Below are 14,983 nucleotides of genomic sequence, written 5' to 3'. Positions count from 1 at the left end.
CCGGCATTGCTATTTTGAGGTTAACCAGATGAAATTAGTGAATTCATTAATCGCCGCTGCATTTGTTTTTTCAATGGCAACAGCGCAAGCGGGTGTTATTATTGGAGGCACTCGCATTATATACCATGCAGACAAAAAAGAATCTTCCCTGGACGTCAAAAACCCAGACCCATACTCCTATTTAATTCAGTCATGGGTTGATAAAGTTGAAAACGACACCAGTAAAACACCGTTTATCGTCACGCCGCCCCTGTTCCGCTTAGCTGGCAATGAAGAAAACAAACTGCGTATTATTAATACGGGCGGGAATCTGCCACAGGATCGTGAGTCACTGTTCTGGATGAACATTAAAACCATTCCGGCAACAGAAAAGTTAGACAACGTAAATACCCTACAGATTGCGATTAAGACACGTATCAAACTCATTTATCGCCCCGCATCGCTTACTGAGATGCCGGAAAAGTTTGCCAGCAAGCTTAGCTGGAAACGCAGCGATCAACAGCTTACGGTCAGTAACCCAACCCCCTATTACATGAACTTCAGCGAAGTCAAAGTCGGTGCCAGTACGGTTACGGATGCGACATACGTTGCGCCCATGTCCAGCGCGACCTTCAGTCTTCCGGCAAATGCCAAAGGCAATATTCGCTGGAAAATTATCAGTGACTTCGGCGCAGCTGGCGCGGAACACCAGACGCAGTAATCACTCATTAGATACTCGGACTCCGAAAGGATCACGGAATGATCAGAGCTAAAAAAAATAAGATCTCGCCAACCAGGCTGGCCTGCTTCATCGCATTGCAGTGTACGTTCTCGTTGTCGCACCCTGCCTGTGCCCGGGAATATTTTAACCCCGCGCTACTGGGTATTGACGGTCCAGGTAAAGACATTTCTGACCTGAGTGCCTTTGAAGAAGGTGTTGGCCAAATGCCGGGTACTTATCGCGTTGACGTGCTGGTCAATCAGACATTGACTGGCACACATGACATTGAATTTAGCATGCAAAAGGACAGTCACGGCCAGACATCATTGCAACCGTGCATAAGCATGGAGATGCTACGTGACTTTGGCGTCCGAACCGAGCAATTTCCGCAACTGACCGGAGAGAACCATTGCGCAAACCTGGCCGCTATTCCCAACGCTGCTACTCAGTTCGTCTTCAATAAACAGCAACTTTTGTTGAGCATCCCTCAGGCGGCGATGAATAACCAGGCGCGTGGATATGTTGCTCCAGAACGCCTGGATGAAGGCATCAATGCACTGCTGCTTAATTACAGCTTTACAGGCGGCAACACCCAGGCTCGTCACTCTGATATGACCGATTCAGACAGCTATTACCTGAACCTGCGCCCAGGGCTAAATATCGGCCCATGGCGCGTTCGTAACTACAGCACCTGGTCACGCAATACCAGCGGCGACAATACCCAGAATAACTGGGATTCGGCATATACCTACGCTCAGCGAAATATTATCGCGCTCAAAAGTCAGCTGACACTTGGCGAAAGCAACTCCCCTTCCGATCTGTTTGACAGCGTGCCTTTCCGGGGTGCGCAACTGGCCTCCGATGACGACATGCTGCCTGACAGCCTGCGCGGCTACGCACCGGTGGTTCGCGGAATTGCCCGGACCAACGCCCAGGTCATCATTAAACAAAACGGCTACACCATTTACCAAAGCTATGTGTCGCCGGGGGCATTTGAGATCACTGACATGTATCCCACGGGCAGTAGCGGCGATCTGGACGTGACGATTAAAGAAGCTGACGGCAGCGAACAGCACCAGTTGGTCCCCTTCGCCTCACTGCCGGTTCTACAGCGTGAAGGTCGTTTAAAGTACAGCCTGACCAGCGGTCAGTACCGTCCTTACGACAGCGCCGTCGATAAAACATTCTTTACTCAGGGCTCGGCCATCTACGGCCTGCCAGCAGGATTTACCGCCTACGGCGGCGGACAGCTATCGCAACATTATCAGTCGCTACTTGTGGGGATCGGTAAAAACTTTGGTGGGCTGGGAGCCGTATCCGTCGATGGCACGCAGGCCTGGTCAACCCAACAGGATCAGGAAAAAGCGATCGGCCAGTCAATGCGGGTTCGTTACAGTAAAAACATTCTCGAAACGGGGACCAATATCGCCATTTCGGGTTATCGCTACTCAACTTCAGGCTATTACACCCTGCAGGAAGTACTCGACACCTGGCGGGACAGTAACTGGCAGGACAATACCGAACGCCGGCGTAATCGTGCCGAGATATTGCTTAACCAGAATCTCTGGGAAGGCGCGGGGTCCATCTCGTTAAACGCCATCAGCGAGGATTACTGGAACAGCGACCGAACAATGCGCTCAATCGGCGCGGGTTACAGCAACAGCTGGAACGGCATCACCTGGAGCCTGAACTACAGCTTTAACCGTAACACCACTGATGCCCGCGACAGCGACACCGTTTACAGCGAGGACCAGGTGTTCTCAATGAGTATCAGCGTGCCGCTGGATCGCTGGCTCAGCAGCAGTCGCGCCACCTACAACCTCAATACCAGTAAACATGGCAGCACCAGCCATACGGTCGGGCTGAATGGCACCGCGCTGCAAGATCAGAACCTCAACTGGAGCGTGCAGGAAAGCGAGACGAACCACGATGAGGGTAACGGTGGTAGCGCCAGCCTGGACTATCAGGGTACCTATGCCAGAATGAACAGCGCCTACAGTTACGACCACGATCAGCGCCGGGTAAATTATGGTATCAGCGGCGGTGTGGTTGCGCATGCAAATGGCATTACGCTGAGTCAGGAATTAGGTGGGACCGTCGCTCTGGTTGAAGCGCCGGGAGCAAGCGGTGTTGATATCACTAACCAGACGGGCGTCAGCACCGATTTCCGCGGCTATACCGTTGTGCCGTTTATCAGCCCATACCGTGAAAACACGCTGTCGCTGAATACCGAACAACTGCCGGATGATGCCGACGTTGAGCTTTCTGCGAAAACGGTTACGCCAACCCGAGGGGCTATTGTCCGGGCACATTTTGACACACGTGTGGGTAAACGCGTTTTGATGACGTTAACCCGTCGTGACGGGCGCCCTGTTCCGTTTGGTGCAATCGTGACTGACGACAAGAACGCAAAAACCACCTCGATTGTCGGTGATGGTGGACAGGTTTATCTGGCTGGTATGTCACTTCAGGGAAGTGCAACCGTTAAATGGGGTGCAAATAAGCAGTGTCATACCCGCTGGCAATTACCAGAGAGCACATCATCAAGCGCAATTGTAGAGGTCAACGCATCATGTCGTTAAATAAAATGCTTAAAAAATGGCTAACCCCTGTTATTTTTATTCCATGTGGTCTGTCAGGCATAAATTGCGCCTACGCAAATTATATTGAAGTTCAATCTTTCCATGTCATGCACCATGGATTTTCTACATTATCTATACCGAATGTCGTGGGCGGCACGACAGACTGGTATGATAATGATTCCATTTATACCGAGACTATCCCCGGCGAAGGAAAAAACTCCTATATTGATTTGTCTGTTAACGGACAATTACTTGCCGACAATGTGACCTGGGCAACAAGCAATCCAGGTATTGGTATTCAATATCAGGTCCATGTTTCATCTGTACCGGGATATTCACCGCAAGATAATCCCACAGCTCCCAATTACCGCATCAATCTGCCAATTGTCGATGGTAGCGCGCGTGACGGTTACTACCATGTATGGTATCGCCTGGTCAGATTAAGTGAAAAAATACCAGCAGGTACTATTATTTCTGTCCCCGACGTAACCATGAACGTACATAACCCTGATGGTGATGGTGTTGCGTTAGATTCGGGCCTGATTCTGTCCGGCGTAGTCAGTCAGCCAATTGTAACTGCCTGTACTATTAACGCACCAAAGGAAATAAAATTATCCCCACTGTATGGTGCAAGCCTGGCAAGTGGCGCATCAAACATTACCGACGTACCCAAAGTTGAGTTGAAAAACTGCCCTGGCGCGATTAATGGGATCACCTATAACTTATTCGCGGTATACGGCGCACACAATGCCAATAATGGGGTATTAAATACGGTCACTGGCGATGGTTACGCCAGCAATGTCTATATTCAGGTACAGAACGCCGATGGTTCTGCACATAAGATCAACAGTGAGATCAATCTGGGCCTTTATGACGGGTCAGGCGACTACACCCTGCCCGATTTTAAGGTCGCTTATTATATTGATGACGCTGCAACCGTTACTGCTGGCAATGTGAAATCGGCCATTGAACTTAAAGTAACCTACAACTAATACATAAGGAATGAAAATGAATATCGCGAATGGAAAAAAAATAGCGATTCTGGCAACGCTCTGCGGAGGTCTGTTTTCTGGCGCGTGTTCAGCCAACTCGGTCAATATTGACATTACAGGCACGGTTGTTGCCTCACCCTGTGTGGTCAATGGAGATAGCCCCTCGCTGGCGGTAAAATTAGGTGACAATATACAGGCTGATAGTCTGGCCACTGCCGGAAGTGCAACAAACTGGACTAACTTTACGCTTGCATTAACAAACTGCCCTGCTTCAACGTCCAGCTTTAGCGTTACTTTTGGCGGTACAACGGATACCGATACTAACTATTATAAAAATACCGGAACGGCCACTAACCTGAAGCTGGAGTTGACCGACGAAACGACTAACACGGCTTACAAGAGTGGCGCCACATTGCAAAATGTCGCCATCAGCAGCAGTACGCACGCCTATGATTTGAAAATGCGTGCCCGCGCCGTTTCCAACGGCAACGTGATGCCAGGCACCATTATCGGCCAGGCACAGGCCACCTTTACCTATCAGTAATGCAGGATGGGGATGATGATAGAACGGGTAAAATCTACTCTCGCATGCCTGGTGTTTGCACTTTGTAGCTCCGCGCAGGCAACCACTATCGATCTGAGCGGCACGGTCGTGGCGTCTGCCTGTACCGTGGATACGGGATCCAAAAATCAGACAGTAAGGTTCGATCAAGCACGAGCGGTAAACTTTAGTCGCGTTGGGGCAACCGGAGAATGGCAGGATTTTTCACTCACGCTTTCATCCTGCCCCAGCTCAACGACACGTGTTAAGGCTACCTTGACCGGCGATTCAGACAGTGACGATCAGACAAAATTTGCTAATAGCAGCGGGGATGCAACAGGCATGGCGATGCAGATCATGACCCGCGATCATCTCACCGAGATCTCACCCGCGGGCTCGATTACCGTCGATGTAGACAGAACAACGCACTATGCGCAGTTCCCTCTCGCGGCCCGCCTCTATACCCCTACGGGAACCGTCACGGCAGGCGAATTTAACACCACCGTCCAGTTCACTTTCACCTATCAGTAACGAAAATGTGAACTAAAAAAAACGGAGCGCTATGCGCTCCGTTTTTTATGGGCAAGAAACCATTACACGCGTTTGAAAATCAGCGAGCCATTGGTACCGCCGAAGCCGAAGGAGTTACACAGGGTGTACTCCATACCGCTAACCTGACGCGCTTCGTGAGGCACGAAGTCCAGATCGCAACCTTCATCCGGGTTATCCAGGTTGATGGTTGGTGGAACCGCCTGATCGCGCAGCGCAAGGATAGAGTAGATTGACTCTACTGCACCCGCCGCACCCAACAGGTGACCGGTCATGGATTTTGTGGAGCTGACCAGTACGCGGCTGGCAGACTCGCCGAAGATGGACTTAACAGCCTGAGCTTCCGCTTTGTCGCCTGCAGGTGTAGAGGTACCGTGCGCGTTAACGTAGCCAATCTGAGCTGGCGTAATGCCCGCATCACGGATCGCGTTTTCCATTGCCAGCGCAGCACCTGCGCCATTCTCCGGAGGAGACGTCATGTGATAAGCATCGCTACTCATACCAAAGCCAACGACTTCAGCATAAATTTTCGCGCCGCGTTTTTTCGCGTGTTCATACTCTTCCAGCACGAGCATGCCCGCACCGTCACCCAGTACGAAACCGTCACGGTCTTTATCCCACGGACGGCTTGCCGCCTGAGGATTATCGTTACGGGTAGAGAGCGCACGCGCTGCACCAAAACCACCGACACCCAGAGGGGTACTGGCTTTTTCTGCACCACCCGCAACCATAGCATCTGCATCGCCGTACGCAATCATGCGCGCGGCCTGGCCGATGTTATGTACGCCAGACGTACAAGCAGTCGCGATTGAAATGCTTGGACCACGCAGGCCAAACATGATGGTCAGGTGACCCGCCACCATATTAACAATCGTGGACGGAACGAAGAACGGGCTGATTTTACGCGGGCCGCCATTCATCAGGGATGTATGGTTTTCCTCGATCAGGCCAAGACCGCCAATCCCGGAGCCGATAGCGGCACCGATACGGGTTGCGTTCTCTTCCGTAATTTCAAGGCCAGAATCCTGCATGGCCTGAACGCCAGCGACAATTCCATATTGAATGAAGGCATCCATCTTGCGCTGTTCTTTGCGCGAGATGATCTCTTCACAGTTAAAATCCTTTACTAAGCCAGCAAATTTCGTTGCATAGGCGCTAGTATCGAAATGGTCGATTAGGCTGATGCCGCTCTGACCGGCAAGGAGAGCTTTCCAGGTGGACTCTACGGTATTGCCGACAGGAGACAACATGCCAAGTCCGGTCACAACTACACGACGCTTAGACACGTTTGTCCTCCAGGGAGGGATAAAAAAAGAGATTCGTGGGACTAAAAAAGATAAAACTCAGGCGGTCGAATGACCGCCTGGAGATGTTCACTTACGCCTGGTGGCCGTTGATGTAATCAATGGCAGCCTGAACGGTGGTGATCTTCTCAGCTTCTTCGTCCGGAATCTCAGTATCAAACTCTTCTTCCAGAGCCATTACCAGCTCAACGGTGTCAAGAGAATCTGCGCCCAGGTCTTCAACGAAGGAAGCGGAGTTCACAACTTCTTCCTGCTTAACGCCCAGCTGTTCGCCGATAATTTTCTTAACGCGTTCTTCGATAGTGCTCATACTCTTAAATTTCCTATCAAAACTCGCTTTCGCGATGGTTTTCGTAGTGTATAAAATGTTGAAAAATTTGCAACTAAATCCCGGCAGGTCTTACCACGATTTTACGTTATTTTGAGGCCATTTGCCCTAATAACGCAAATATTTTCGATCGTGATTAAACCATGTACATCCCGCCGTTGACGTGGAGGGTTTCACCAGTGATGTAACCCGCTTCGTCAGAGGCTAAAAATGCAACCGCACTGGCGATTTCTTTAGGGTCGCCAAGACGACCCGCAGGAACTGCCGCCAGTGTACCCGCACGCTGCTCATCGGTCAGCGCACGCGTCATGTCCGTTTCAATAAAGCCCGGAGCAACAACGTTTACAGTAATCCCGCGGGACGCGACTTCACGCGCCAGCGACTTACTGAAACCAATCAGACCCGCTTTCGCCGCAGCGTAGTTAGCCTGACCAGCATTTCCCATGGTACCAACCACAGAACCAACAGTGATAATACGACCATGACGCTTTTTCATCATAGCGCGCATTACCGCTTTTGACAGACGGAATACAGATGACAGGTTGGTTTCGATAATATCGTTCCACTCATCATCTTTCATTCGCATCAGAAGGTTGTCGCGAGTGATCCCGGCATTGTTTACCAGAATATCCACTTCGCCAAACTCTGCACGAATATTTTCCAGAACAGATTCGATAGATGCAGGTTCGGTCACATTCAGTACCAGACCTTTACCGTTTGCACCCAGATATTCGCTGATGGCCTGAGCGCCATTCTCGCTGGTTGCTGTACCAATCACTTTCGCGCCGCGCGCAACCAGTGTTTCAGCAATTGCGCGCCCGATACCACGGCTTGCGCCAGTGACCAGGGCAATTTTTCCTTCAAAACTCATGGTATTCCTCTTTTATTGCGAGAGTGCCGCTGACATCGCTTCCGGCTCGTTAATCGCGGACGCTGTCAGGGTGTCAACAATACGTTTTGTCAGACCGGTGAGGACCTTACCTGGGCCGACTTCATACAGTTGCTCAACGCCCTGAGCGGCCATAAACTCAACGGTTTTGGTCCACTGTACCGGGCTGTAGAGCTGGCGAACCAGCGCGTCGCGGATGGCTTCCGGCGCGGTTTCGCATTTCACATCGACGTTGTTCACAACGGAAATCGTCGGTGCGTTAAAGGTGATTTTTTCCAGCTCAACCGCCAGTTTCTCGGCAGCGGGCTTCATCAGTGCACAGTGAGACGGCACGCTCACCGGCAGCGGCAGTGCACGTTTCGCGCCTGCAGCTTTACAGGCAGCACCGGCACGTTCAACCGCTTCTTTATGACCGGCGATAACAACCTGGCCAGGCGAGTTGAAGTTAACCGGAGAAACCACCTGACCTTCAGCAGACTCTTCACACGCTTTTGCAATCGCGGCATCATCCAGGCCGATAATGGCAGACATGCCACCCGTGCCTTCCGGCACCGCTTCCTGCATGAATTTACCGCGCAGTTCTACCAGACGCACCGCGTCAGCAAACGCGATCACACCGGCGCAGACCAGCGCAGAGTATTCTCCCAGGCTATGACCCGCGAGCAGCGCGGGGGCTTTACCACCCTGCTGCTGCCAGACGCGCCACAGTGCAACGGAGGCGGTCAGCAATGCTGGCTGGGTCTGCCAGGTTTTGTTCAGCTCTTCGGCCGGACCCTGTTGAGTCAGCGCCCACAGATCATAACCCAGCGCGTCAGAAGCTTCACGAAAAGTCTCTTCAATGACCGGGTAGTTTGCTGCCATTTCAGACAACATCCCAACGGTTTGAGAACCCTGGCCCGGGAACACGAAAGCAAATTGCGTCATTTTTTTATTCCTTATCCTAGAAACGAACCAGCGCGGAACCCCAGGTGAACCCGCCACCGAAGGCTTCAAGCAAGACCAACTGGCCCCGTTTGATTCGTCCGTCGCGTACCGCTTCATCAAATGCGCACGGTACTGACGCCGCAGAGGTGTTGCCGTGACGGTCCAGCGTCACCACAACGTTATCCATCGACATGCCCAGCTTTTTAGCGGTCGCGCTGATGATACGCAGGTTCGCCTGATGCGGTACCAGCCAGTCGAGTGCGGTACGTTCAAGGTTGTTCGCTTCCAGCGTCTCATCGACAATGTGCGCAAGCTCAGTCACCGCCACCTTGAACACCTCATTACCCGCCATGGTCAGGTAAATAGCGTTATCCGGATTAACGCGATCGGCGTTAGGCAGCGTTAACAGTTCACCGTAGCGACCATCGGCATGCAAATGCGTAGAGATGATACCCGGCTCTTCGGACTGCCCCAGCAGCACCGCGCCTGCACCATCACCAAAAATAATGATCGTCCCGCGATCGGTTGGATCGCAGGTACGCGCCAGTACGTCAGCACCGATCACCAGCGCATATTTTACGGAACCCGATTTAACATACTGATCGGCAATGCTCAGCGCATAGGTAAAGCCTGCACACGCGGCGGCAACGTCAAACGCCGGGCAGCCTTTAATACCGAGCATGTTTTGCACCTGGCACGCTGCGCTAGGGAAAGCATGCGTGGCAGACGTCGTAGCGACCACGATCAAGCCAATCTGTTCTTTATCAATGCCCGCCATTTCGATAGCACGCTGTGCGGCTTCGTAACCCATGGTGGACACGGTTTCGTCTGGCGCGGCGATACGACGTTCACGGATACCTGTGCGCGTGACAATCCACTCGTCAGACGTATCTACCATTTTTTCCAGATCGGCGTTGGTACGCACTTGTTTTGGCAGGTAGCTGCCGGTACCTAAAATCTTCGTATACATGTACGCTCAGTCACTTTTAGCTAATACAGATTCCAGGCGAGCGGCAATCCGCTGAGGGACTTGTCGCTGCACCGCCTGCACTGCCTGTTCAATGGCGACAGAAAATGCTCGCTGATTGGCGGCTCCGTGACTCTTAATCACAATGCCGCGCAATCCTAACAGACAGGCGCCATTATACTGGTCGGGGTTGAGGTGACTGAATCGCCGCGTCAGGCTTTTTTGTAACCAACGCTTCAATAAAATTAGCCACCAGGCACTTTTTTTGCCCTCTCCCTGAGATTTCAGCAGAGAAAGGAACATGCGCACGACCCCTTCCATGGTCTTCAACGTGACGTTCCCGGTGAAGCCATCGCACACCAGAACGTCCGTTTTCCCCGTCAGCAACTCATTGGCTTCGAGATAACCAATATAGTTGATGGAGGGAACCTGTTTGAGCATTTCAGCAGCTTCGCGAATGCTGTCCAGGCCTTTGGTCTCTTCTTCACCAATATTTAATAACGCCACGCGGGGATTCTTAATCCCGACCACGTCTTCCGCCAGCACCGATCCCATCACGGCGAACTGAGCCAGCATGGTACTATCACAATCCACGTTAGCACCGAGATCCAGCACCACCGTTTTGCCCTTTTGTTGATGCGGTAATACCGTCACCAGCGCCGGGCGCTCAATACCCTCAATCGGCTTGAGCAATAATTTCGACAGCCCCATCAGCGCGCCGGTATTTCCCGCACTGACGCAAGCCTGCGCTCGCCCTTCTTTCACCAGCTCCAGCGCGATCCGCATTGAGCTCCCACGGCTGTTGCGAATCGCCTGCGAAGGCCGGGCATCACTGGCAATAACTGACTGCGCAGGAATAATCTGCAGACGTGAACGTTGTTCAAAGTCAGCTTTTGCAAGTAATGGCGTGATTGTGTCGGGATTGCCGACTAAAAGAAGTGTGAGTTGCGAATTAGAATTCAGTGCCTGCAATGCTGCAGGCACTGTCACGGAAGGGCCAAAATCTCCCCCCATGACATCTAACGCCAGGGTTAGACGTGTCAAGGTATCGTCGCAGCCTGGTTCGGTAACTTCCCCGTTTGCACGGGGAAATCCTCACTAAGCCTAATCACGCTGACGCGTGATTACTTAGTGATAACCTTGCGGCCGCGGTAGAAACCGTCAGCGGTGATGTGGTGACGCAGGTGTTTCTCACCAGAAGTCTTGTCTACAGACAGGCTGGTAACTGCAGTCAGCGCGTCATGGGAACGACGCATGCCACGTTTGGAACGGGTTGGTTTATTCTGTTGTACGGCCATGGACCTTACTCCTCAATTACTTACGCTTTAAGCTGGCTAATACGGCAAATGGGTTTGGTTTTTGCGCTTCATCAGGCAATTCCCCAAAGACCATGTCCGCCTCGGACACTTCACAGTGTTCAGAATCATGCACCGGAACCACTGGCAAGGTGAGGATGATTTCATCTTCAACCAGAGCCAGAAGATCGATTTCACCGAATTCGTTAACCTCAATCGGCTCATACGCTTCCGGGAGTGCTTCAGCCTGTTCGTCAGAACGAACCGGACTAAAACAATACGTTGTGTGAACATGCTGTACAAACGGTTTCCCGCAACGCTGACACTCGAGGGTTACCGTCACCTTTGCATCACCGGTTAAAACGGCGAGACGCTGGTTGTCGATAGCGAACGACATGGAGCATTCTACATCACTGTCCACACTGACTACGGATTCGGCAATACGCTCAGCCTGATCGGAAGTATAAATACCTTCGTAATCGAGGCGTTTTTGAGCCGTACGAACCGGATCAAGAGTCAGGGGTAATTTTACCTTTTGCATAGGGCGCGCATATTAACTTTGTAACGTCATAGAGTCAAAGAAAAAGGCAACCAGAGCTGCCTTTTGCCAATTATTCGCACACATTGCGGCCTGTAGTTTAAAATGGCTGGCATCGATACGCTATATCTGGTGATAAAAATATGCCAAATCTCGTCCTTGCCTCCACTTCTCCTTACCGCCGAATGTTGCTGGAAAAGCTAGGGATCCCGTTTGAATGTGCCGCACCGGATGTTGATGAAACGCCACAGCCTGGTGAATCACCACGACATCTGGTGAGCCGTCTCGCTAAGGAGAAGGCGCAGTCGCTCGCCGCGCGCTATCCTTCACACTTGATTATAGGCTCCGATCAGGTTTGTGTGCTGGACGGAGAAATAACAGGTAAACCGCACACTGAAGAGAACGCGTTCAAACAGCTTATGCAGGCGCGTGGCAACATTGTGACCTTTTATACGGGTCTGGCGCTCTATAACTCCGCCTCTGGTCATCTGCAAACGGAGTGTGAGCCTTTTGACGTGCACTTCCGCCATCTCAGCGAGCAGGAGATCATGGATTATGTACGCCGGGAGCGTCCGCTGAACTGTGCGGGAAGTTTTAAAAGTGAAGGATTGGGGATTGCGCTATTCGACAAGCTGGACGGACGCGATCCGAATACGCTGGTGGGGTTACCGTTGATAGCGCTGTGCCAGATGTTACGCAGAGAAGCGTGTAATCCGCTGACCCTGTGACGTTTGCCCAGAGGCGCTTCGCTTGCATGGGCCTACAGGTTTCGTAGGCCGGGTAAGCGCAGGGTATGAACCGGAAACATGGGTAACACTTTAGACCGGATACATGGGTAACAGTTATAACTGGCATAGAAGAGGAGACTCGCTATGCCCTGGACTGAGACCCGACCTATGCAACGCCTTGATTTTATCCGTGCCTGCCATGCAGGTACGGATTCCTTCTCCGCGCTTTGCCGTCTTTTTGGCATCAGCCGTAAAACCGGCTATAAATGGCTTCAGCGTTTTGACCCTTCTGACCTGTCATCTCTCTCGGACCGGTCGCGTGCGCCACGCTCCCACTCCCGGACGGTTCCTGATGATATCGCCGGACACCTGACTGCCCTGCGTCAAAAACACCCTGACTGGGGGCCAAAAAAACTGCGGATGTGGTTGCTCAATCATCACGTCGATTTTACCGTACCTGCCGCCAGCACTATCGGCGATATCCTCAAGTGCGAAGGCCTGGTTCCGGATAAAAAACGAAAACGCAGAACACCAGGCAATCGCCAGCCCCTGACCATCATCAGTGAGAACAATCAGGTCTGGAGCGCTGATTTTAAAGGCAAGTTCAGGCTGCTCAGCAGAGAGTACTGCCATCCTTTCACCCTGACCGATAATCACAGCCGGTATCTGCTCAGCTGCCGGGGAACACACCGTGAGAGTGAACCCTTTGTCAGAGAGTGCCTGACGGATGCGTTCCTGGAATATGGTCTGCCGGAAGTGCTTAGAACCGATAACGGCCAGCCCTTCGCGGGAACAGGAATAGCCGGATTAAGTCGTCTTGCCGTCTGGCTAATCAAGCTGGGCATCAGGCCGGAGCGTATCAGAAAGGGGCATCCGGAAGAAAATGGCCGCCATGAGCGAATGCACCGCTCCCTGAAAAGTGCGGTGAAACAGGGCAACACCTTCATGACGATGGAAGAACAACAGCGGTGGTTCAGTGACTACCGGAAAGAATTTAACTACGAAAGGCCGCATGAAGCACTGGCGGGAGCAACGCCCGGAACGGTATGGCAACCCTCAAACCGACACTGGGATGGCCGTGTTCCTGAATATGCTTATCCGGAAGGAGGTACAGTCTACAGGGTGAAATCGAGGGGGACCCTCTATATGGGAAAAAAGGGTACGGTGTTCCTGAGTGAAGCACTGACTGGGGAGTACATCATGCTGGAAGAACAAGATGATGGCCTTGAGGCCATCATCTTTAATGGGATAACGCTTGCGTACTACGACCGAAAAACCCAGAGTGTGCTCCGGATAGACTAAAAGTGTTACCTATGTTCCCGGTCTGATCTGTCACCTATGTATCCGGTCATACAGCAGCGCCACCCGGCACATAATCAGCCGCGCAAAACCTTCAGGCAGCGTTTCAACTGCTCATCCAGCGGCGCTTCAATACGAATGACTTCCCCGGTATTCGGATGGGTAAACTTCAGCGCAGCCGCATGCAGGAACAGACGAGACAAGCCGGTTCCCGCCAGCTGCTTATCAAATTCGCGATCGCCATAGCGGTCATCAAACGCAATCGGATGGCCCGCAAACTGCGTATGCACGCGAATCTGATGGGTACGCCCCGTCACCGGGCTGCAGCGTACCAGCGTGGCAAACTCATAGCGCTCTTCAACTTTAAAGCGCGTCTCAGACGGTTTCCCTTCCTGGTTTACGCGGACGATGCGCTCACCGCTTTGCAGAATGTTCTTCAGCAACGGCGCCTGAACCACTTTCACATGGGACTGCCACTGACCGCGCACCAGCGCGAGATAATCTTTCTGCATGCCTTTCTCACGCAGTTGCTCATGCAGGGAACGCAGCGCGGAACGCTTTTTCGCCACCAGCAGCACGCCGGAGGTATCACGGTCAAGACGGTGAACCAGCTCGAGGAAACGGGCTTCCGGACGCAGCGCGCGTAACCCTTCAATCACGCCGAAGCTCAGGCCGCTACCGCCGTGGACTGCGGTCCCTGACGGCTTGTTCAGCACCAGAATGTGGTCGTCTTCATACAGGATCACATCACTCAGAGCCGCCACTTTCTGTAATTTAGGTGAAACGGTCTCTTCTTCACGCTCGGCAACGCGCACCGGCGGAATGCGCACTTCATCACCCGCCTCGAGTTTGTACTCGGGCTTCACGCGTTTTTTGTTAACCCGCACCTCGCCCTTACGCAGGATGCGGTAAATCATGCTCTTTGGCACCCCTTTCAGTTGGGTACGCAAAAAGTTGTCGATACGTTGCCCCGCGTCATCATCCGCGATAGCAACCATTTTTACGGCTGGAGTCTCTGTTTTCATGGTTGGCGATTCTAAATATCGTCAGCCATTAGCGCCACTCATTTTTCTATGCTTATATTTACTTTTGTCCGGCCTGCACCCCGTTTCACGCAATCGATTTGGTGGTTATTAAACCAATCACCGTTTTGAAGTGAAGAAACTGTGAGTAACCGGGTGATAATTGGTAAAAGTCATCTTGCTATAACCCGGCGAGCAGTGGAATAATGAAGCCGTTTTCCGTGTTAAATCCTGGTTACGTAAGGATGTTGACGGAATGACCAATTTTGCCTGACCGATCATCCACGCAGCAATGGCGTAAGACGTATTGATCTTTCAGGCAGTT

Annotated in this window: 16 protein-coding genes; 7 read left to right on the top strand and 9 right to left on the bottom strand. The window is 52.2% G+C overall.

Annotated features, from left to right (window positions below; genetic code table 11):
* Nucleotides 1–28: 28 nt before the first annotated feature.
* The 5 genes from BFV64_RS08560 to BFV64_RS08540 are packed head-to-tail and all read left to right on the top strand — an operon-like array spanning nucleotide 29 to nucleotide 5,346.
* Entirely contained in the window at nucleotides 29–700 is a 672-nt protein-coding gene (locus BFV64_RS08560; protein WP_069601919.1) for a fimbrial biogenesis chaperone, read from the top strand.
* A 38-nt stretch (nucleotides 701–738) separates the two neighbouring features.
* Nucleotides 739–3,282, top strand: a complete 2,544-nt coding sequence (locus BFV64_RS08555) for a fimbria/pilus outer membrane usher protein (protein WP_063861568.1) — start codon at nucleotides 739–741, stop codon at nucleotides 3,280–3,282.
* Nucleotides 3,273–4,274 (top strand): fimbrial protein, encoded by a 1,002-nt coding sequence (locus tag BFV64_RS08550; protein ID WP_023332700.1) that lies wholly within the window; start codon nucleotides 3,273–3,275, stop codon nucleotides 4,272–4,274. The genes BFV64_RS08555 and BFV64_RS08550 overlap by 10 nt, the downstream gene beginning before the upstream one ends.
* Nucleotides 4,275–4,290: 16 nt before the next feature.
* Complete coding sequence (locus BFV64_RS08545; RefSeq protein ID WP_045282242.1) at nucleotides 4,291–4,818, top strand: fimbrial protein; 528 nt, start codon at nucleotides 4,291–4,293, stop codon at nucleotides 4,816–4,818.
* 6 nt (nucleotides 4,819–4,824) lie between these two features.
* Nucleotides 4,825–5,346 (top strand): fimbrial protein, encoded by a 522-nt coding sequence (locus BFV64_RS08540; protein WP_045282243.1) that lies wholly within the window; start codon nucleotides 4,825–4,827, stop codon nucleotides 5,344–5,346.
* Nucleotides 5,347–5,408: 62 nt separating this feature from the next.
* On the opposite strand, the gene fabF is transcribed toward BFV64_RS08540, so the two are convergent.
* From fabF to yceD, 8 genes are all read right to left on the bottom strand, one after another.
* Nucleotides 5,409–6,650, bottom strand: coding sequence for a beta-ketoacyl-ACP synthase II (fabF, locus tag BFV64_RS08535; protein ID WP_014883379.1), 1,242 nt, complete (start codon nucleotides 6,648–6,650; stop codon nucleotides 5,409–5,411).
* Nucleotides 6,651–6,741: 91 nt separating this feature from the next.
* Nucleotides 6,742–6,978 carry an acyl carrier protein gene (acpP, locus tag BFV64_RS08530; RefSeq protein ID WP_003857954.1) on the bottom strand — a complete coding sequence of 79 codons (237 nt, stop codon included), beginning with the start codon at nucleotides 6,976–6,978 and terminating at the stop codon, nucleotides 6,742–6,744.
* A 154-nt stretch (nucleotides 6,979–7,132) separates the two neighbouring features.
* On the bottom strand, nucleotides 7,133–7,867 hold the full coding sequence (gene fabG / locus BFV64_RS08525) for a 3-oxoacyl-ACP reductase FabG (RefSeq protein WP_008500795.1): 735 nt from the start codon (nucleotides 7,865–7,867) through the stop codon (nucleotides 7,133–7,135).
* 12 nt (nucleotides 7,868–7,879) lie between these two features.
* Nucleotides 7,880–8,809, bottom strand: coding sequence for an ACP S-malonyltransferase (gene fabD, locus BFV64_RS08520; protein WP_014883378.1), 930 nt, complete (start codon nucleotides 8,807–8,809; stop codon nucleotides 7,880–7,882).
* A gap of 16 nt (nucleotides 8,810–8,825) precedes the next feature.
* Nucleotides 8,826–9,779, bottom strand: a complete 954-nt coding sequence (locus BFV64_RS08515) for a beta-ketoacyl-ACP synthase III (protein WP_023332696.1) — start codon at nucleotides 9,777–9,779, stop codon at nucleotides 8,826–8,828.
* 6 nt (nucleotides 9,780–9,785) lie between these two features.
* Complete coding sequence (gene plsX, locus BFV64_RS08510; RefSeq protein ID WP_014883376.1) at nucleotides 9,786–10,820, bottom strand: phosphate acyltransferase PlsX; 1,035 nt, start codon at nucleotides 10,818–10,820, stop codon at nucleotides 9,786–9,788.
* A gap of 80 nt (nucleotides 10,821–10,900) precedes the next feature.
* Nucleotides 10,901–11,074, bottom strand: coding sequence for a 50S ribosomal protein L32 (gene rpmF / locus BFV64_RS08505; RefSeq protein ID WP_003857964.1), 174 nt, complete (start codon nucleotides 11,072–11,074; stop codon nucleotides 10,901–10,903).
* A 16-nt stretch (nucleotides 11,075–11,090) separates the two neighbouring features.
* The gene (yceD, locus tag BFV64_RS08500) at nucleotides 11,091–11,612 is read right to left on the bottom strand and encodes a 23S rRNA accumulation protein YceD (RefSeq protein WP_014883375.1); all 522 of its coding nucleotides are present in this window, start codon (nucleotides 11,610–11,612) and stop codon (nucleotides 11,091–11,093) included.
* A gap of 140 nt (nucleotides 11,613–11,752) precedes the next feature.
* On the opposite strand from yceD, the gene BFV64_RS08495 reads away from it, so the two are divergent.
* Both BFV64_RS08495 and BFV64_RS08490 read left to right on the top strand, forming a co-directional pair.
* Nucleotides 11,753–12,337: a Maf family protein gene (locus BFV64_RS08495; protein WP_023332694.1), complete on the top strand. Its 585-nt coding sequence runs from the start codon at nucleotides 11,753–11,755 to the stop codon at nucleotides 12,335–12,337.
* Nucleotides 12,338–12,481: 144 nt separating this feature from the next.
* Entirely contained in the window at nucleotides 12,482–13,639 is a 1,158-nt protein-coding gene (locus BFV64_RS08490) for a DDE-type integrase/transposase/recombinase (RefSeq protein WP_069601850.1), read from the top strand.
* 74 nt (nucleotides 13,640–13,713) lie between these two features.
* Here BFV64_RS08490 and rluC read toward each other — a convergent pair whose 3' ends face one another.
* Nucleotides 13,714–14,661, bottom strand: coding sequence for a 23S rRNA pseudouridine(955/2504/2580) synthase RluC (gene rluC / locus BFV64_RS08485; RefSeq protein WP_014883373.1), 948 nt, complete (start codon nucleotides 14,659–14,661; stop codon nucleotides 13,714–13,716).
* Nucleotides 14,662–14,983 lie beyond the last annotated feature (322 nt).

The organism is Enterobacter kobei (assembly GCF_001729765.1).
GTDB classification, from domain to species: Bacteria; Pseudomonadota; Gammaproteobacteria; order Enterobacterales; family Enterobacteriaceae; genus Enterobacter; species Enterobacter kobei.
Note: the sequence above shows the minus strand (reverse complement) of the source record. Positions and strands in the feature narration are given on the sequence as shown.